17 protein-coding genes and 1 other RNA gene are annotated in these 19,348 nt (G+C 33.7%); 1 reads left to right on the top strand and 17 read right to left on the bottom strand.

The window, feature by feature from the left end; all coding sequences use genetic code 11:
• Positions 1-27: 27 nt before the first annotated feature.
• Positions 28-1,269: an allantoate deiminase gene (allC, locus tag BLV68_RS09535; RefSeq protein WP_093753214.1), complete on the bottom strand. Its 1,242-nt coding sequence runs from the start codon at positions 1,267-1,269 to the stop codon at positions 28-30.
• 53 nt (positions 1,270-1,322) lie between these two features.
• On the bottom strand, positions 1,323-1,670 hold the full coding sequence (locus BLV68_RS09530; RefSeq protein WP_093753212.1) for a cupin domain-containing protein: 348 nt from the start codon (positions 1,668-1,670) through the stop codon (positions 1,323-1,325).
• 198 nt (positions 1,671-1,868) lie between these two features.
• Here BLV68_RS09530 and allE point away from each other — a divergent pair, with 198 nt between their 5' ends.
• Positions 1,869-2,633, top strand: coding sequence for a (S)-ureidoglycine aminohydrolase (gene allE, locus BLV68_RS09525; protein WP_093753210.1), 765 nt, complete (start codon positions 1,869-1,871; stop codon positions 2,631-2,633).
• 24 nt (positions 2,634-2,657) lie between these two features.
• Here the strand turns inward: allE and BLV68_RS09520 are convergent, their stop codons facing one another.
• The 15 genes from BLV68_RS09520 to secG all read right to left on the bottom strand — a co-directional run bounded on the left by BLV68_RS09520 (position 2,658) and on the right by secG (position 19,307).
• Positions 2,658-4,313, bottom strand: a complete 1,656-nt coding sequence (locus BLV68_RS09520; protein ID WP_093753208.1) for a PucR family transcriptional regulator — start codon at positions 4,311-4,313, stop codon at positions 2,658-2,660.
• Positions 4,314-4,526: 213 nt separating this feature from the next.
• Complete coding sequence (locus BLV68_RS09515; protein ID WP_093753206.1) at positions 4,527-5,588, bottom strand: pyridoxal-phosphate-dependent aminotransferase family protein; 1,062 nt, start codon at positions 5,586-5,588, stop codon at positions 4,527-4,529.
• A gap of 178 nt (positions 5,589-5,766) precedes the next feature.
• A complete protein-coding gene (locus tag BLV68_RS09510; protein WP_159428670.1) occupies positions 5,767-6,552 on the bottom strand; it encodes an IclR family transcriptional regulator in 786 nt (261 codons plus the stop codon).
• Positions 6,553-6,726: 174 nt separating this feature from the next.
• Positions 6,727-7,227, bottom strand: coding sequence for a gamma carbonic anhydrase family protein (locus BLV68_RS09505; protein WP_093753202.1), 501 nt, complete (start codon positions 7,225-7,227; stop codon positions 6,727-6,729).
• A 115-nt stretch (positions 7,228-7,342) separates the two neighbouring features.
• Positions 7,343-7,849 carry a nitroreductase family protein gene (locus BLV68_RS09500; protein ID WP_093753200.1) on the bottom strand — a complete coding sequence of 169 codons (507 nt, stop codon included), beginning with the start codon at positions 7,847-7,849 and terminating at the stop codon, positions 7,343-7,345.
• A gap of 108 nt (positions 7,850-7,957) precedes the next feature.
• Positions 7,958-8,887, bottom strand: a complete 930-nt coding sequence (locus BLV68_RS09495; protein WP_093753198.1) for a pseudouridine-5'-phosphate glycosidase — start codon at positions 8,885-8,887, stop codon at positions 7,958-7,960.
• Positions 8,884-9,813 (bottom strand): carbohydrate kinase family protein, encoded by a 930-nt coding sequence (locus tag BLV68_RS09490; RefSeq protein ID WP_159428669.1) that lies wholly within the window; start codon positions 9,811-9,813, stop codon positions 8,884-8,886. Before BLV68_RS09490 ends, BLV68_RS09495 begins: the two co-directional genes overlap by 4 nt.
• A gap of 144 nt (positions 9,814-9,957) precedes the next feature.
• Positions 9,958-10,307: a transfer-messenger RNA gene (gene ssrA, locus BLV68_RS09485) on the bottom strand.
• Between the two features lie 88 nt (positions 10,308-10,395).
• Entirely contained in the window at positions 10,396-10,860 is a 465-nt protein-coding gene (smpB, locus tag BLV68_RS09480; RefSeq protein WP_093753194.1) for an SsrA-binding protein SmpB, read from the bottom strand.
• 124 nt (positions 10,861-10,984) lie between these two features.
• Positions 10,985-13,096, bottom strand: a complete 2,112-nt coding sequence (gene rnr / locus BLV68_RS09475) for a ribonuclease R (protein WP_093753192.1) — start codon at positions 13,094-13,096, stop codon at positions 10,985-10,987.
• 51 nt (positions 13,097-13,147) lie between these two features.
• A complete protein-coding gene (locus BLV68_RS09470; protein WP_093753190.1) occupies positions 13,148-14,329 on the bottom strand; it encodes a D-alanine--D-alanine ligase family protein in 1,182 nt (393 codons plus the stop codon).
• Positions 14,330-14,344: 15 nt separating this feature from the next.
• Positions 14,345-15,994, bottom strand: a complete 1,650-nt coding sequence (locus tag BLV68_RS09465; RefSeq protein ID WP_093753188.1) for a UDP-N-acetylmuramoyl-tripeptide--D-alanyl-D-alanine ligase — start codon at positions 15,992-15,994, stop codon at positions 14,345-14,347.
• 60 nt (positions 15,995-16,054) lie between these two features.
• Positions 16,055-16,816, bottom strand: coding sequence for an alpha/beta fold hydrolase (locus tag BLV68_RS09460; RefSeq protein WP_093753186.1), 762 nt, complete (start codon positions 16,814-16,816; stop codon positions 16,055-16,057).
• A 255-nt stretch (positions 16,817-17,071) separates the two neighbouring features.
• Positions 17,072-19,060: a sodium-translocating pyrophosphatase gene (locus BLV68_RS09455; RefSeq protein ID WP_093753184.1), complete on the bottom strand. Its 1,989-nt coding sequence runs from the start codon at positions 19,058-19,060 to the stop codon at positions 17,072-17,074.
• A gap of 22 nt (positions 19,061-19,082) precedes the next feature.
• Positions 19,083-19,307 carry a preprotein translocase subunit SecG gene (secG, locus tag BLV68_RS09450; protein ID WP_093753182.1) on the bottom strand — a complete coding sequence of 75 codons (225 nt, stop codon included), beginning with the start codon at positions 19,305-19,307 and terminating at the stop codon, positions 19,083-19,085.
• Positions 19,308-19,348: the final 41 nt, after the last annotated feature.

The following is a 19,348-nucleotide window of genomic DNA, read 5'->3' as shown; positions in this document are numbered from 1 at the left end:
TATAATGGAAAATCAATCCACAAACTATTAATATGCTAAATCCTTAAGAATTTCTATTAAGGCTTTTACTCCTTCTACCAAGTCCTTTGGTGCAGTAAATTCCTCTGGGCTATGACTAATTCCTTTATGACTTGGTACAAATATCATTGCTGTGGGGATAACCTTAGCAAAAATCTGAGAATCGTGTCCAGCTCCACTATGCATTAATTTATAATTTAGTCCCTCTTTTTCACATTTATTTTTTATGGAATTTACCAATTCCTCATCCATAGCAATAGGATCACAGTCCATCCATTTTTCAATCTCTATTTCTAAACCCATTTTTGAACTAATATAATTTATTATTTTTTCGACTTCATTAGTAAACTCAATTATTGTCTCTTTGCATATATGTCTTATATCCAATGAAAATACTACTTCCCCCGGGACTACGTTGACAGTATTAGGTTTTACTTCCAAACGCCCTACGGTTGCTACTAGAGGATCTCCATATTCTACTGCCTTATCAATTATAGATCTAATCATTTTACTAGAACCATATAAGGCATCCTTCCTGTATCCCATAGGTGTAGTTCCTGCATGGTTTGCCTCTCCCTTTACCTTGATTGTAAATCTTCTCTGTCCTACAATATGGTGAACCACTCCTATTGATTTTTTCTCTATTTCTAAAACGCCACCTTGTTCAATATGGAGTTCAACAAAAGCTTTCAAATCCTCCCTTCCCTTATAGTCATCGTCATTAAAGTCGAAACCTAATCTATACATTTCTTCAACGAAACTTAAACCATTAGCATCTTTTAAGTTCTCAACCATTTCTTTAGTAGCACCGCCAATTATATTCTTAGAACCCCAAAATGCAAATGGAAATCGACTTCCTTCTTCCTCTGCCATGGATACAACTTCTATATTTCTTAGTGGTTGTCCAAAGTTGTCTTTTAAATATTTTAGAGCAATTATACCTCCGATTATACCAAGTTGCCCATCCAATTTCCCACCATTAACCACTGTATCTATATGGGAGCCAGTTAATATAGTTTCATCGATATAATGACTACCTTTTAATCTTCCAAATAGGTTTCCTACCTTGTCATAATATGTATCGAAACCTAGCTCTTCCATCAAATTCTTTAAACCATCTTGAGCTTCTTTCCATTCATCTGTGTATAATAATCTTGTAATTCCACCATTTCCATTTTTACCAAAACTGCTTAACCAATCTATATAATGTACTATTTCTTTTTCTAGATTTATATCCTCTATTGAAATCATTTTCCCACCTCTTAAATTTATAATATTGAATAAATCATTAGATCTTCGTTAAATTAATTATAGAGTATAAGCATGATATATTCTAAATCTTCATCGCCAATAGATTCTATTGAATGGGATTCTCCATCTTTACATATGGCAAGATCCCCAGGTTCTAATATCATCTCTTCCCCATTATCATTGTATAAAGCTTTTCCCTTTAGAATATAATATGCCTCCTGATCTCCTACATGGGTGTGATAGCCTATGGAATAACCAGGTTTTATAATCGATTTTCCATATAACCTTCCTTTGCCTAGAAAATCCTCCTCTTCAAAGAAGTTGACTACAGTTACATATCCCTTTCCACCTTTTAGTCCTTCAATTATTTCTACTTTATAATCTTTGTTTCTCCTTATCAATTCTCCTCCTCCTTTTCTTTATGAAACTTCATGAAGTTTGTTAATTATTTAACTTTATTGTACATCATTCTAAACATCATTTATGGATAAAACCAAATATTATTTTTATCCATATTGGATAAAGTTTTAACATGTTTTATATTGATATAATATAGTCAAAGTTATGTTGTGGAATACAATAGGAAAGGAGAATATATAATGAGTTACCCCAAAGATTTATTAAGTACTAGAGCCATTATTGAACACGGCAGATATGCCATTATTCCCCCTGAAGGCTTAGTTAATAATAAATTGCCTTATTTTGAAAAATGTACTACAAGTATAATTGCTTCCCCAAAACTAGGGGCTAGTTTCGTTCAGTACCTAATGAACATGGAACCGGAAGGAAAAACCACCAAGCCCTTTGGTGGAAATGGTATAGAAACCTTCGTATTCGTAAGAGAAGGTGCTTTAGATGTAATAGTTGATGGAACAAAATACGAATTGAGTAAAGGTGGTTATGTTTACTGCCCACCCCAATTAAGCATGTTATTAGAAAACAATTCGAGTTCCAGTGCAAAGCTTATTTTATATAAACAAAGATATATTCCTGTGGAAGGAATTCCAGAGCCATGGGTTGTATGTAATAATATAAATAATTTAGAAGCAAATATTTATGAGGGGATGGAAGATGTAACCCTAATAGATTTGCTTCCAACGAATATGGCCTTCGATATGAATATGCATATATTGACATTTCAACCAGGAGGTTCTCATCCATTTATTGAAACGCACGTTCAAGAACATGGAGCTTATTTGCTTTCCGGAGAAGGAATTTATAACCTTGATAATAAATGGATTCCCGTTAAGAAGGGAGATTTCATTTGGATGGGACCCTTTATCCAGCAAGCTACATATGCAGTGGGCCATGAGCCCCTTTCTTATATCTATTCTAAAGATTGCAATAGAGACCCAGAAATATAAATTAAGGTAAGGATCTTTCTTACCTTAATTTATTATCCTTAAAATCTTCAAGCCTACTTCTATTTCTAACATTTTATTCCTGTCTTCTAAGTCTAAATTGGTTATCTCCTTAATTCTATTTAGCCTATATAATACAGTTTTATAATGGACAAATAATTCCTCAGCAGTTTTAACGGCATTTAAATTGCACTTTAAATACACTTCTAAAGTGCTTATTAGTTCATTATTCTTATCCTTATCATATTCATAGAGTCTTAATAGATTAGGATGGACAAACTCTTTTAGTTTATCCTTGTTATCAAAGCTGCAAAGTAGCTTATATATGCCTAGCTCATCATAAGCAATAACTGAACCTTCACCTTGTATTTTTCTACCATACTCTATTGCGTCTAAAGCCTCTCCATAGCTTCTTTGTATTTCCATCGGATCTTCAGCCAATCCACCAATACCTACGGTAATAGATATTTGCCCTATATCAACATTTACTATTTCTTGAATTTCCTGAGTAAATCTTTTAATCCTCTTATATGTTAAGTTTAAATCTTCCGATTCATTTTTAGGCCATAGAATAGCGATACTATCTCCCCTATTATAGAATATTTGATCCTTAGTATAGTAATACGATACTCTGTCGACTATTTTCATGATTTTTTCCCTAATTAAATGGGGACCCTTGGTAATATCATTTTCATTGTCTATATATTCTTCATACTGGCTAATATAAAGTAATATAACTATAAATTGTCTTTCCAAATTCCATCCAAATATTGCACTTCTACTATAAATATTATCAATGGAGTCAAACCTACCATTTAATATATCATCCATTAAATCCCCTTTATATTTCAATCCTACCTCTGTAATAGCAATTTCCTTCAACATTTCAAATCTTAAAGCTGTAGCAGCACTTTCTAAAGCTATAAAACACATGTCTTCTATTTTATCATTCAATTCTATAATACCTATATAAGCCTTTATCTGGTCTAATACTTCAATGGGTTCTGTAATCATAAGGTATTTCGAATCTGTGTTATTAGCCATTTTTACCTCTGTATGGTAAATTGGATAGTTGTCCCTTACCAGTTGTTTTAGATTATCTACTTGAATTTCTATATCTTTATACTTTTCATCATTACAAACTATGGGATTAAATTTATTATCGAATATTATGACAGGGTTTTTAACTAATTCTTCTAATGTTTGAGCAATACTGGGTATTCCTTTCATTCGTAGGGTTATATCGGTGAATCTTTCATGACAGGCTTTATAATAATTTAATCTATTTACTTGGTCGTTGAAAATTTCAGCCATTACCGGATACATAATATCTATGTATTTTACATGACCAGGCATTTCTATTATTGGAAAATCTAATTGGTTTCCCAATTCAATTATTTCTTTCGGTATTTCTGATAGAAATCTAGATGTTTTAATAATTAAAGTAGCTGCACCCTTTTGACTTAATTTACTGACTATCTCTTTTTGTATTTCTAAATCCTTATCTATGGAATAGAAACTAGTTAATAGTAGTTCTCCCCCTCTTATCCAATTGGCTATATCTGGAGCTTCAATTATTGTAATACCTTCTACATAAATCTCTTTGTTATGGATTCTACCTGCAACAACCCTTGTGTTTTGGAAGCAAGGCATTTTATACAGATTTTCAAGTAACACACCCATATCGGGATTTCCTCCTTTTTCAGCTAACCCATTATATTTAAAATATACAACTTAACCTAATAGCAATATCCCAAACTAAATAATATCTATTAAAACATTATCACATGGTGAATTTATTATCAAATTATTTTATTATTAAATTGTATTCAAAATTTTGAAATTAAAAAGGATTCCTTTCTAAATTAGAAAGGAATCCTTTTTAATTTCCCATTATTAACTTAACTTAGCCAATGCCTCTATAAAGCCTCCTACATCTTCTTCGAACACATATCCCATGACCCCAACTCTAAATACATCCTCTTCTATTGGAGATAGTCCAGTATTTACTATTACTCCTTGTTCTTTTAGTCCCTTAACTATCGCTTTAGCTTTTCCAGGAGCATAGACAGCAGTCAAGGTTTTAGAAGCATATCTATCATCTTTAGGAAATATGTCATATCCTAATTTTCTTACTCCTTCAATAATTCGATTAGTATTATTGATATGCCTCTTATATACATTTTCTAATCCCTCCTCGAATATCATATTTAAGGCTTCTTCTACGGCGAATACATTATAAACTGCTGGAGTATTAGGAGTTTGATTTATCTTTTGAAATTCTCTTGCTTTATTTAAGTCGAAATAATACTTTGGTAATTTTGAACTTTTCGTGGCCTTCCAAGCCTTTTGGCTCAATGATATAAATGATAAGCCTGCAGGTACCATTAAAGCTTTTTGGGAACCACACAATACTACATCAATTTTCCATTCGTCCATCTTCATTTTTAAACCACCTGCTCCACTTACAGAGTCAGTTATTAATAAAGTATTCTTTGCTTCCAAGGCTTTTCCAAAGGATTCTAAATCGTTTGTTACTCCAGTCGAACTCTCATTATGTATTACGAATACCCCTTTGGTTTCTTCAGTTACATATTCCATAACTCTGTCTACATCTGCTGCCTCTCCCAGTTCGAATTCCACCCTAACAACTTTTAACTGATGAGATTCAGCCATCTTTGCAAACTGTTCACTAAAAGTTCCAATCACAGGTACTACTACCTGATCTCCTGGGGAAAAACAATTTTGAATTGCTGCTTCCATAGCTCCTGTTCCAGATGATGTAAGTATTAAAACCTCATTTTCCGTTCCAAATATTCTTTTTAAACCTTCTACCACTTTTCCATGTATCTTACAGTATTCCTCTGATCGATGAGATATACTCTTTCTATTCATTGCTTTAAGAACTTTTTCTGGAACAAAGGTTGGACCTACCATCATCACTATTTCCTTTTTCATTCTTACCCCTCCGATCTTTTACCATTGTTAAATTTCTTTTAATTTTGTTAAATATATCATATTATTATTTTACCTCAATGTCAAGTAAATGTCGAAAATTTAGCTCTAAATACTAAAAAGCTATTTCAAATTAGCTATAAGCTAATTTGAAATAGCTTTTTATAAAGATCATTTGTGGTTAATTAATAGTTTTCAGATGATTAGTAGCTTCTTCAGCTATTTGTAATACAATATTGACCCATTTCCTTTTATTTTCATCAGTAAATCTAGCTGTTGGACCAGATATGGTAATGCAGGCAATAGCATGGTCATTTAAATCGAATATTGGTGCACCTATACAACTAACACCTATTTCCCTCTCTTGATTATCAAAAGCAAATCCTTGCTTCCTTACCTCTTCTAATTCCTTAAGGAATTCCTCCTTATTGACTATCGTATTTTCGGTATATTTAATCAATTCTATTTCATCTAATATGGAATTTCTAATATCTTTTGGTTTAAAGGCCAATAATACTTTGCCTCCAGCTGTACAATGTAAAGGTGCTGTAGCTCCTATAGTTGTAAACATTTTAACCAATCTATTGCTTTCCGCTTGGGCTATATAAACTATTTGTTTATTATCCATCACCGTTAAGTTAGCTGTCTCACCTGTAAGAGCCTTTAGTTTTTCCAAATAGGGTTTTAAGACTACGGATATATGATTCTGTCCATACGCTAACATGCCAATCTGCCATAATTTTAAACTTAAACTATATTTTTTAGTAATTTCATTTTGAATTACTATATTACATTCCTTAAGGGTGTTTAATAAATGGTAGGTAGCACTTACTCCATAATTTAGTCCATTACTGATTTCGGTAACTCCTACTTCATTTTCTGAGCCAGCAATAAACTCAATTACTTCTATCGCTTTAATAACAGAAGCGATAGTTTTTTTCTCCTTTGTACTTCTATTCCTTTCCATTAACATTCCTCCAAAACTTTATAGATGTATGAACTTAAACGTTTTTTACTATAAGTAACTAAATTTTATACTTGTTAAATAATTTTAACCTTTTTAATTTGGAAAGTCAATCTATTGTTCAATAAATATAACCTTGACTAGAAAAGATTTCTAATCAAGGTTATAATCGGCCCATTATATATGTTTTTTATATAATCTATTATATCTAAGAGCATTTTCTCTTATGGCTTCTATTTCTTCTTCTGTAACCTGCCTTATTATTTTACCTGGTACCCCCATTACCAAGGAGTTTGGTGGAATAACCTTACCTTCTGGCACCAAAGCTCCAGCTCCAATAATACAATTATCTCCTATTTTAGCGTTGTTTAAAATAATTGCTCCCATTCCAATTAGGCAATTATCTCCAATTGTGCATCCATGTACGATTGCATTATGTCCCACTACAGTATAGTCCCCTATCTTAGTAGGTATATCTGTTTCTGTATGGACAGTTACATTATCTTGAATATTTGAATATTTGCCTATAGTAATATTTTCAATATCTCCTCTTAATACAGTTCCATACCATATACTTGTACCTTTACCTATGTTCACATCACCTATGACCATAGCTGTATCCGCCACAAAAGCATCTTCATGAACCTTTGGCTCTATGCCTTTAAGTTTCTTTAACATATGCTATTCTCCCTTTCACATATTTTTTCAACATGCTTGATATTATAACAAATAATTCAATATCCTTTTAACCCTTTATATTAATATAGGCCTTAATGGTTTTCATTAAGGCCCATTAGTATTTATCATAACTAATTATCTCATCTAATTCCTTTCGAGGTTTTGGGTCAGGTGATTCATCAGGATAACCTAGAGGGGTTATTGCTACTACCCTTATCTCTTTTGGAATCCCCAATACCTCTTTAACCTTATCCTCGTCATAACTACCTAACCAACAGGTACCTAATCCCTGTTCACAGGCTTCTAATATCATATAAGCTGTAGCAATAGATAGATCTACCGTATATCTGGGTTGACCACCCCTCATAATGGCTTCTGGATTGGTACCACAACTAACTATGATTATTGGAGCTTCTCCTACGAAGGGCTGTCCTATGGCTTCAGTAAGCTTCTTTCTAATTTCTAAATCTCTAACTACTATAAATTTCCAGTCCTGTCCATTTCTAGCTGAAGGAGAAAGTCTAGCAGCTTCTAAAACTCTTAACAATTTTTCCTCTTCCACAGGCTTATCCTTATATTTTCTAATACTTCTTCTGCCTTTTATTGCTGTTAAAACATTCATATATGTACCTCCTTGCCAAAATTTGTTTGTTTGATAATATTATATCAAAACCCTACTGTTTTACAAGAAGGCTCTAATTAGGAGATACATAATATATGAGGTCTTATGTTATTTATTAGTTTTATATAATTTCCCCAATTCAATAGCTAAATTTGCACCAACCAATGCATTATTATAAACCAATCTTATATTGGCTTCAAGACTTTTCCCTTCTGTAATATTCTTTACTTTATCTAACAAGAATGGAGTTACTTCCTTTCCTTTAATCCCTTTTTCTTCAGCTTCTTTCAAAGCATCTTCTATCGCTTTATTGATTAATTCATAATCCAATTCGTACTCTTCTGGTATTGGGTTTCCAATTACCACTCCTCCGTTTAATTCCAAATCCCATTTAGTCTTTATAATATTTGCCAATTCCTTTTCTTCATCTACTCTATAATCTACGCCAAAACCACTTTTTCTAGTAAAAAAGGCTGGGAATTCATCGGTTTTAAATCCTATAACTGGTACCCCAAAGGTTTCCAAATATTCAAGAGTAAGTCCTATGTCCAATATGGACTTGGCACCGGCACACACTACAGCCACATTGGTGCGGGCTAGTTCTTGTAAATCTGCAGATATGTCAAAGGTCTTTTCCGCTCCCCTATGAACTCCACCTATACCTCCTGTTACGAATACCTTAATGCCTGCTAAATTAGCTATTATCATGGTAGATGCTACTGTAGTGGCCCCATTAAGCCCTTTAGCTAAGATCAAGGGTAGATCCCTTCTACTTACCTTTATTACACCCTCTGCTTTACCCAAATACTCAATCTCTTCTTTTTCTAACCCAACTTTAATTATTCCATCTAATATGGCAATAGTAGCTGGAATAGCTCCCCTGTCCCTAATTATTCTCTCTACCTCTAGGGCAGTTTCCACATTTTTAGGATAAGGCATTCCATGAGAGATAATAGTTGATTCTAAAGCTACTACTGATCTTCCTTCCTCTAAGGCCTTCTTTACTTCTCCCTTAATATGCATAAAATTTTTAATCATAGTCTCAACTCCTTTATTCTTTTTTCAATATTTTCTATTGTTATATCTGGATTTATGGTATTTTCATTCTCCAATGTTACGATAGATGCCCCCATGGCGATTTTTATGGTTTCTTTCACTTCCAATTCATGGAAGTAGGAATAGGCTAACCCTGCCACAAAAGCATCCCCCGCTCCTGTGGCATTTACAACAGATATTTTTGGAGCTTTAATATAAATTTCATTCAATTTATCCAGATAATATACTCCCTGATCTCCTAAGGTGATGAATACCCTTTTAACTCCAATATCTATGAAGTGAGAAGCAGCTTTTTTTAAGCTCTTTTCATCATTAGTCTCGATTCCCGATAATATTTCAGCTTCTAATTTATTAGGCTTTATGGTATGGAAATAACCTAATATATCTTTCACCTTCTTGGCTTTTCTAGTGGATACCGTATCTAAAAAGAAATCCACTTTAAAATTCGATACCATATATTTTAAAACTTCCATCGGTATATTGGTGTCCACTATGCAAAGTTTGGAATTCTCTATCATATCCTTCTTGTCTTGAATAAAGGGGATATTCATTTCTTTTAGGATATCCATAGATGATAAGGCCAAGTTCATATCACCATTTTCGTCTAGTATGGCTAGATATGTAGAAGTTTGCTTATCTTTAAGGATTAGAGATTCTGACATATCTAATCCAATATCTCTACCTCTTTCCATTATCATTCTTCCAAACAAATCATCCCCTAGAACGGTTATAAGTTTAGTATCAATCCCCAATCTAGCCAAGTTTTCTCCTATATTTCTGCCAACTCCACCCAGAGTTATGGTGGCTTTTCCTGGATTGGAATCCTTAAACCTAAGCCTATCATAAGGAATACCAATAATATCTATATTGGCTCCTCCCACTATCGTAATATAAGATCTATTTCTCACAATAATCTCTCCTTAATATTTACTGCATTTCTATAGTTTTTACCCAATTATTTTTCCCATTACCAAAAATTTTAAAAAAAGAACAATTCTATATTGATTTTATTAAATTATAAAACTCTAGTGGCATTCACTAGAGTTTATGTATGGTGGAGGCGGTGGGAGTCGAACCCACGTCCGAAAATACTTCCACAGGAGTTTCTCCGAGCGCAGTCAGTATTTTGACATTCCCTCCGCTAGACTCCTACTGACAGGATTCTAGCTTCAGTAGCTTCTTACTTCCGTTCCTAGCCCGAAGCAAAGCTAGGCGCGGTTCCCCACTAAGTTGGCGCCCTATCCCAAGGCGTGGGATTCTTGGGTAGGACGAGCTGCTATAATTAAGCAGCTAATGCTAAATTATCGTCTGCGTTTATTTTTAGTGTCATTTTTTAACGTTGCTTGACCACAACGACTCGCTACTCCTGTTTCCATATCCCCGTCGAAACCTTTTCGCCCCCATATTCAATTTTGGCACATAATATTATAGCAAAGCTTATATTTTATGTCAACTCAAATAAAGTCTAGCTTGCATTTCGATCATATCTACTATCTATATTTTGCAGATGTATGCTGTTGCATTCTTCTTTCGGCATCCCTCTTAGCAATAGCTTCCCTCTTATCGTATAATTTTTTACCTTTGGCTATTGCCAATTCCACTTTAACCAGGCCTTTTTTAATATATACGGTAAGAGGTACTATGGTATAACCCTTTTGCATTATTGCTGCAGAAAGCCTTTTAATCTCCCTTTTGTGAAGTAATAGTTTTCTCTTCCTAATTGGATCTACATTATAAATATTACCTTGCTCATAAGGGCTAATATGCATATTGTAAATGAATACCTCTCCATCTTCTACAACTGCATAACTTTCCTTAACGTTAATTCTTCCTAATCTAATGGATTTTACCTCAGTTCCTTTTAAAACTATTCCAGCTTCTATGGTATCTTCAATAAAATATTCGTGCCTTGCTTTTCTATTAGTTGCTACAATTTTAACATCATCTTTTTTCATACAAATCACCACACTTATCAATCTAGACTATAGTTTATCAGCCCTCACTTGAGATGTCAATATAATTTCACAAGTACTAACATAATGCAAAATAGGTAGACACATTGGTCTACCCAATATTAGCTTAAGATACAAGCATAAAATCGACCGTCCTATTGACTAAGTCAGCTTTTATAACCTTAATCTTGACAACATCTCCCAATTTATATTTTTTCTTAGTGTTTTCACCAATAATATAGTAATTTTCATCATCAAAATAGTAATAATCATCCAACATGTTGCTAAAATGCACTAATCCTTCTACCGTATTTTCCAATTGCACATACATGCCAAAGTGGGTCAGGGATGATACTATCCCTTCGTAAACATTGCCTATTCTCTTTGACATATATTCAGCCACCTTTAAGTCCATTACTGCTCTTTCTGCTTCCTCAGCTGTCCTTTCCGTAATAGATGTATGGTCTGCTACTTTTGGTAGTACTGCTTCTAAGCGCTCCTGTTCCTTGGAAGTAAGCTTGCCTTTATAGAAGGCCTTTATAATTCTATGAATCTGTAAGTCTGGATACCTTCTAATAGGTGCTGTATAATGAGTATAATATTTGGCAGCTAAACCAAAATGAATATCAGGCTCACTGCTATATCTAGCTTTTTTAAGGGATCTAAGCAGTAGAGTATTTATTAGGGTTTCTTCTTTTTTTCCTTTGACCTCTTTAGTTATCCTTTGTAATTCCTTAGGATGAATATCCTGGCTGCCTTTTATGAAGTAGCCAAAATTATGGATAAGCCTATTGAAACTTTCGATTTTCTCCGTATCGGGCTCTTCATGGATCCTATATAAAAAAGGCATCTCTGACCAGTACATATATTCAGCAATAGTTTCATTACATACCAACATGAATTCCTCTATAATGCTATTTGCTATTCTCCTATCTTCTTTTACTATATCTACGGGAATGCCATTTTCGTCAAGTATCATCCTTGCCTCAGGAAAATCGAAGTCTATGCTACCACGCCTCTCCCTTTTTTGTCGTAATATATTAGCCAATTCTTCCATTAACCTTAAATCTCCAACTATATCATCTAAATTTTTAAAAGCCTCATCCTTACCATACTCCAGTAAATCAGAAACATCATCATATATGAGTCTTGCTTTACTCCTAATTACTCCTTCTACTACTTCGTGATTTACTACATTTCCGCTTTTATCTATTTCCATGAAAACTGATAGGGTTAACCTATCCTCATTTGGATTTAAACTACAAATGCCATTAGATAACTCCTTAGGTAACATTGGAATTACTCTATCTACAAGATAAACGCTATTTCCTCGTTTAAAGGCCTCCTTATCTAATGGCGACCTTTCTGGCACATAATGGGAAACATCTGCTATATGAACTCCTAAGTTATAGTTTTCGCCCTTTTTTTCTATAGATACTGCATCATCTAAATCCTTTGCATCTGCTCCATCTATTGTAAATGTATTTAAATCTCTTAAATCTACCCTGTTTTTTATCTCCTCTTCTGTTACCTTTTGATTAATCCTAGATGCCTGCTGTTGAACTTTTTCAGGAAACTCTTCGCATAATTTGTACTGTTTTATTATTGATAATATATCTACCCCTTTTTCACCTACATAGCCTAATACTTCAATTATCTTACCTTCTGGATTCCTCCTCTTTTCTGGCCATCTGGTAATCTCCACTACCACTTTTTGATTATCTTTCGCACCATTTATATGGTTCTTTGGAACAAACACATCATAAGCAATTCTTGAGTCATCAGGAATGACAAAACCAAAGTTCTTGCTGCTTTCAAAAGTCCCCACTATAGTTTCATTTACCCTTTCCAATATTCTAATTACTTCACCTTCATCTTTCCTATCCTGTAGGCCTTTTTTTACAATTCGTACTATTACCCTATCGCCATGTATTGCCCCATTCAATTCTTCTGCTGGAATAAATATATCTTCTCTCGTCTTATCTTCAGGAATTAAAAAGGCAAATCCTTTTTCATTACCTTCAATTCTACCCACTATTAAGTTCATCTTATGAACTAGGCCGTAGCGGTCATTCCTAGTTTTTATGATAATGCCTTCCTTCTCCATTTCATCCAATACTTTGTAAAAAGAATCCATTTCCCTCATATCTATTCCAAATTGGATGGCCAGTTCTTCTTTTAGCATTGGTTTATAAAGCTTTTCATCCATGAAGTCTATTATATTTTGTTTTATCCCCATGTTATCCTCCAATCTTTTACCTTTATAAGTAGTATTGCAGTTCTTTAGTCATTAAATACCTTTCAGGCTGTTCATTTTAGTGCCCCCTAAATGGACCTTTTTAAATAGATCTGCTTCATAAATATACATATTTTTATTTTTCTCCTCATGTACTTTAAAGGCAATATTAATCATCTCATCAATTAGCTTATTAAAAGGGTATCCTTTCTTTTCCCATAGGTAGAAAGCTATTGAGCCAGGTAATGTATTAATTTCATTTATATAAACTTCACTCTCATCCACTAAGAAATCTATCCTGGCATTTCCACTACAATCGATGGCTATAAAAGCATTTTTAGCCAATTCTTCAACTTTTTCCCTTAAAACATCTCCTATATCTGCAGGAATTATTCTCCTACTGCCTTCTTTACCCATGCCTTTCATATTGCTCCTTATATATTTGTCTTCGAAAGTTAATATCTCTTCCCAACCTAAGGGTTCCTCACAAAGGGATACTATAACATCATCATTATATCCCATTACAGCACAATTGATTTCCCTTGGATTATTAATAGCCCTTTCAATTATTATCTTTCTATCATATCTAATAGCAATTTCAATAGCATCAGTAAGCCCTTCTCTATCTTTAGCTTTAGAAATCCCTATACTTGAGCCTAAGTTAGCTGGTTTTACGAATAGGGGATAACTCAGTCTTTCTTCGATTTCATCTAAAATTTTTTCCTGATTCTCCAACCATCTAGTTCTGTAAAACCAAAGATAGTCTACTATGGGAAGACCTTGAGCTTTAAATACTTCCTTCATAAGTATTTTATCCATACCAACGGAAGACGCCAGAACTCCACCACCCACATAGGGGACATTCATTAATTCAAATACTCCTTGGATAGTCCCATCTTCACCATTGGTGCCATGAATGGTAGGAAAGATAATATCTATTTTATCCAGTACCTTTTTCCTAAACAATCCAATACTATTTGGATGAAGATATAGGTTATGGTCATCAGGGTTTAGTGAAAAGGTAACCTCTTGCAAATCCTTTAAATTGTCCTTTTTAAAATTCTCAAATTTCAATAAGCTATCGCCAGTAAACCACTTACCTTCTTTGTCAATATAGATGGGAACAACATCATATTTATCTTTATCTATATTCTCTATTACCTGCAATCCAGTAATTACTGAAACCTCATGCTCAACGCTTCTTCCACCAAAAATGATGGCTACTTTCTTTTTCACTAAATTCCCTCCTAACTACTCACTATAATTATCAGGCAAATCATTTTCGAATAATATGACATCCTTTGGCCTTGCAATTTTCTGTATTATCTTTGTAGCTTCATCTAAACTACTTACTACAAATACATTATCTTTATTATACCCAATTTCCATCAATCCCTCATATATGGGGATGGTTCTTTTTTCTCCTACTAAGATAGCAAAATCACATACCTTGCCGATATTAACCCCTAGTTCTCGATTTGCTTCTTCCTCCCTTGCACCTAGTTCCACCATACCTGGAGTTACTATTATTTTTCTCCCCTCTTTAAATTGGGAAAGCACTTCTAATGCTGCTTTAGCACCAATAGGATTAGAATTAAAGGCATCATCAATTATTGTTATTCCTGTTCCTGGATTTATTATGTTCAACCTGTGAGGAACAGGCTCTATCTTTTCTATTCCCCTCTTTATCTCCTCTAAGTTCATCCCCATAGCTATGGCTACAGAAACACCTGCCAATATATTGTATATATTGTGCTTACCCAACAATCTAGTTGTACACCTAATATTATTGCCTTTTTTGTCCTTTATGGTGAAAGTAGATCCCTTTTCAGATACTTCCACATCTTCTGCAAATATATCCAGCTTATCTACATCTTCCATCCCATATAGTATTTTTTCTTTAAAGGTTTTATCTGCCAACTTTTTAATATGTTCATCATCATAATTTAGTATTGCTATTCCATCTGTAGGTAATTCCTCTATTAATTCGAATTTAGTCTTCATTATATTTTCTAAATTTTTAAATGTTTCCAAATGAGTAGGACCTATGGAAGTAATAACTCCAATTCTTGGTTTAGTAAGTTTTGCTAATTCTTTAATATCCCCTATATTTCTAGCTCCCATTTCTGCAATAAATACTTGATGTTTTTCATTTAATTGATTATTTATTACCATACTTAAGCCCATCGGAGTATTATAGCTTTCAGGTGTATTCAATACCCTATATTTCTCCTTTAATATGGTTCCCGTTATAAACTTAGTGCTGGTTTTTCCAAAACTACCAGTTATTCCTATGACGTGAAGATTATTCATAGAGCTTATTTTTCGTTGTGCCTTACGATAAAAATGGAGATTTATCCTATCCTCCAATGGTTTGACTATTATATTTGAAAAATATAGGATCTCTGGCTGTAAATAGTAAAGAAAAGTTCCAAACAACAGCATAACGGGAAAGAATAACAATACTTCATCTATTAGCATCATATAAAGTATGTAGATCATTAATATAGCAATAATGTTTAATAGGAAATTGGTTACAAATAGTCGTTTAGCTCTATTGGTAAGTACCAAGGGCTTCTTTGCTTCTTTATCTTTTTCATTCAACGTTCTTGTCATCAAAATAATCCAAAGTACAATTTGACCAAGCCAAATTGTATTTAGTATTTTTTCATATTTAGCTAAAATTATGATTTCAATTATGAACAGTAAGGTTATAGTAGTAATTAATAGAGTATATTTTTTCAATCTTTTGCTATATACTTTTTCACTTTTTTGTAACCATCTTCTATACTGTTCTCCTTTATATCCTTCTAGTTGCATCATATGTAAAAAGAATTTAGACCTTTCAACTAAGAAGTACATCCAAATTAGCACCACAGAAATAGATATTAGCCTAACCATTCTTTCCACCCCCACAATTTCTGCTGCCCATAGTCAACGCTCTCCCTTAAACGTTAGGAACTAATTTAATAAAAAAGTCTTCAGTATAATAGCAAATCGGTTAAAATCATCTAAGTAAGAATAATGACCTGCACCCTCTAATATTACTAATCCGCTATCAGGAATCTGACTTTCCATTATCTTCCCCATATATAGTGGTGTAGCTGTATCCTTATCTCCCCATATCAATAATGTGGGTGATTTTATTTCTTTTAAAATCTCTTTAAAGTCTTCATTGACAACTCTAACTAGTATTTTTCTCATTATCCCATCTGCTTCCCTATAATCCGTTGAACCAAACCTTTTGTAGAATTTTTCTCTCTTTTCTTCCTTGTTTGCCCAGAAAAAAATGATATTATATAGAAATTTTAAAGTTTTAAAGCCATATACCTTAATATAATACTTAAGTCCTCTTTTGGGCACTAATCCAGCACTGTTTATTAACACAATCTTGTCTATAATTTCCGGATACTTGATTCCCAATAATATAGAGAGTTTTCCTCCAAAGGAATGGCCTATTAAAACTATCTTTTTAACTCCCATTTTATCTATAAATTCCTTCAAAATCCTAGCATAGTCTTCAGAACCAAAAACTTCCTTTGGTTTGTCACTTTCCCCAAAGCCAGGTAAGTCTACTGCATATACTCTAAAATAAGGTTTTAATAGGTTTATTATAGGCAAAACCGTGCTTATATTAGCACCCCAACCATGTAATACTAATATATCCTTTCCTTGTCCTTCACAAATATAATTGATTTTAATTCCATCAATTTCTACTATCATAACAATCTACCCTTTTCACACTCAATACTTCTCCTTTTATAAATATTATTAACTAACCTCATATGAATATAACAAATTCTATCATTATTTTATACCTACACATATGAGCTCTATAAGATTATACCATATCTCCCTATAGCTTTTGAATCAAAATAATACAGGACACTGTCTGTGTCCTGTAATTATAAAACTTTGTTTTTTATTCAGCCATACTTCCTGCGCCATATTTAGAAAATAGAAACATATGCTTGATAATTATAATAGAGGTGCAAATGTCAAAGCAACAACTGTCATTAGTTTTATTAATATATTCAATGAAGGTCCAGAAGTATCCTTGAATGGGTCCCCTACCGTATCTCCAACTACTGCTGCTTTATGAGCTTCACTGCCTTTACCACCATGATGTCCCTCTTCTATATATTTTTTAGCATTATCCCAAGCTCCTCCTGAGTTTGCCATGAATATAGCCATTAATACACCAGTTACTAAGGAGCCTGCTAACAGGCCACCTAAAGCTTCTGCCCCTAATAATAACCCAACTATTAGAGGCACTACCACAGCCATAACACCTGGAACAATCATTTCCCTTAAAGCTGCTTTTGTGCTTATATCAACACATGTTCCATATTCAGGGGTTGCTTTGCCTTCCATTATTCCTGGAATCTCTCTAAATTGTCTTCTAACTTCTTCGATCATGTCATTAGCAGCTTTTCCAACTGCGTCCATTGTCATAGCTGAGAATATAAATGGCAACACTCCTCCAATAAATAGACCTACTATTACAGTTGGTTTGGTTAATTCTATTCCACTTAAATTCACTGCTTGTGTATAAGATGAGAATAAGGATAAAGCAGTTAATGCTGCAGAACCTATAGCAAATCCTTTACCTACAGCTGCTGTAGTATTACCAACAGCATCCAATTTATCTGTAACTTCCCTTACTTCCTCTGGTAAATCACACATTTCAGCAATTCCGCCAGCATTATCCGATATCGGACCATAAGCATCTACTGCTATAGTCATTCCTGTTGTAGAAAGCATTCCTACTGCAGCCAAAGCAATACCATATAATCCTCCAGTAATATCTATATCACCATTTAATCCTCCACTTAAAGCCACAAAGGAAACTATAATTCCTATACATATGATTACTATAGGTATACCTGTTGACATCATACCTACAGATAATCCACCGATTATATTTGTACTTGAACCAGTTTCTGACTCCTTAGCAATCTTCTTAACTGGTTTGTAATCAGCAGAAGTATAGTATTCTGTAACTCTACCAATTATTAAACCTACAACTAGTCCGGATAAAATAGAAACAAAAGGTCTTAATGAACCTAATAATACTCTACTCAATACAAATGCTGCAATTATTGTTATTACAGAACTTACTAAGGTTCCGTTATTTAACGCTTTCTGCGGGTCTTTATCTCCTCTTACAAAATAAACTCCTATTATGGATGCTATTATACCTACTGCTGATAATGCAAACGCGTATTTTACTCCTGCTTCTCCAAAAGCTACTAATCCTAATGTAATAGCAGAAATTATAGCACCTACATAGGATTCAAACAAGTCAGCACCCATTCCTGCAACGTCTCCAACGTTATCTCCTACGTTATCAGCTATAACCGCAGGGTTTCTTGGGTCATCTTCAGGGATACCTGCTTCTACCTTACCAACTAAATCTGCTCCTACGTCAGCAGCTTTAGTATAAATACCTCCACCAACACGTGCAAATAACGCTACAGATGAAGCCCCTAAACTAAATCCAGTAACTATTGATGCATTTTCAAAAATTATGTATAATGCACCAATTCCTAATAATCCTAATCCTACTACGCTCATTCCCATTACAGAGCCACCAGAAAAGGCTATATTTAATGCTTTAGTCATGCCCTCTTCTTTCGCGGCATTTGCAGTCCTAACATTTGCTTTAGTAGCAACTTTCATTCCACTAAATCCAGCAGCTAATGAAAATATACCACCTATTACGAAGCAAACTGCCGTTTGCCAATCGATGGCAAAGGTTAATACTACAAAAAATACTGCCATAAATACGGCTACAGCCCTATATTCTCTTTTCAAAAAAGCCATTGCTCCCTCTTCTATATACGAAGCTATTTCCCTCATTCTATCGTTTCCTGGATTGGCACCTTCAACATATTTAGCTTTATACATTGCAAAAATAAGGGCTATTACACCTGTGATTGGAGCGGCTATTAGTACTAAATCCATTTAATCATACCTCCCATTATTATTAAATAATAGCTAATGCCAATGCTGATATCATAAACACAATTGCAGAAACTGTAGTTATCTTTTTAAGCATAGCTTCAAGGGTTCTAAATCTAGATTTTCCAAAAGCGTTCTGGCCTCCACCGGATAAAGTTCCCAATCCTTCAGATTTGCTTTCTTGCATTAATACGGACACGATTAACGTAATACTAGATATTAGAAATATTACTGAGAAAAAAATAGTCATCCATTGCACCTCCTACAAGATATTTAGGTATATATTATATC

Origin of the sequence: Tepidimicrobium xylanilyticum, from assembly GCF_900106765.1 — a bacterium.
Classification (GTDB): domain Bacteria; phylum Bacillota; class Clostridia; order Tissierellales; family Tepidimicrobiaceae; genus Tepidimicrobium; species Tepidimicrobium xylanilyticum.
This window is presented reverse-complemented; position numbering and strand designations above follow the sequence as displayed.

Excerpts from the sequence above, each read along its gene's own strand:
- allC (WP_093753214.1), bottom strand. The coding sequence starts at position 1,269 with ATGATTTCAATAGAGGATATAAATCTAGAAAAAGAAATAGTACATTAT.
- allE (WP_093753210.1), top strand. The coding sequence starts at position 1,869 with ATGAGTTACCCCAAAGATTTATTAAGTACTAGAGCCATTATTGAACAC.
- BLV68_RS09520 (WP_093753208.1), bottom strand. The coding sequence starts at position 4,313 with ATGGGTGTGTTACTTGAAAATCTGTATAAAATGCCTTGCTTCCAAAAC.
- BLV68_RS09515 (WP_093753206.1), bottom strand. The coding sequence starts at position 5,588 with ATGAAAAAGGAAATAGTGATGATGGTAGGTCCAACCTTTGTTCCAGAA.
- BLV68_RS09510 (WP_159428670.1), bottom strand. The coding sequence starts at position 6,552 with ATGGAAAGGAATAGAAGTACAAAGGAGAAAAAAACTATCGCTTCTGTT.
- BLV68_RS09505 (WP_093753202.1), bottom strand. The coding sequence starts at position 7,227 with ATGTTAAAGAAACTTAAAGGCATAGAGCCAAAGGTTCATGAAGATGCT.
- BLV68_RS09500 (WP_093753200.1), bottom strand. The coding sequence starts at position 7,849 with ATGAATGTTTTAACAGCAATAAAAGGCAGAAGAAGTATTAGAAAATAT.
- BLV68_RS09495 (WP_093753198.1), bottom strand. The coding sequence starts at position 8,887 with ATGATTAAAAATTTTATGCATATTAAGGGAGAAGTAAAGAAGGCCTTA.
- smpB (WP_093753194.1), bottom strand. The coding sequence starts at position 10,860 with ATGAAAAAAGATGATGTTAAAATTGTAGCAACTAATAGAAAAGCAAGG.
- rnr (WP_093753192.1), bottom strand. The coding sequence starts at position 13,096 with ATGGGGATAAAACAAAATATAATAGACTTCATGGATGAAAAGCTTTAT.
- BLV68_RS09465 (WP_093753188.1), bottom strand. The coding sequence starts at position 15,994 with ATGGTTAGGCTAATATCTATTTCTGTGGTGCTAATTTGGATGTACTTC.
- BLV68_RS09460 (WP_093753186.1), bottom strand. The coding sequence starts at position 16,816 with ATGATAGTAGAAATTGATGGAATTAAAATCAATTATATTTGTGAAGGA.
- BLV68_RS09455 (WP_093753184.1), bottom strand. The coding sequence starts at position 19,060 with ATGGATTTAGTACTAATAGCCGCTCCAATCACAGGTGTAATAGCCCTT.
- secG (WP_093753182.1), bottom strand. The coding sequence starts at position 19,307 with ATGACTATTTTTTTCTCAGTAATATTTCTAATATCTAGTATTACGTTA.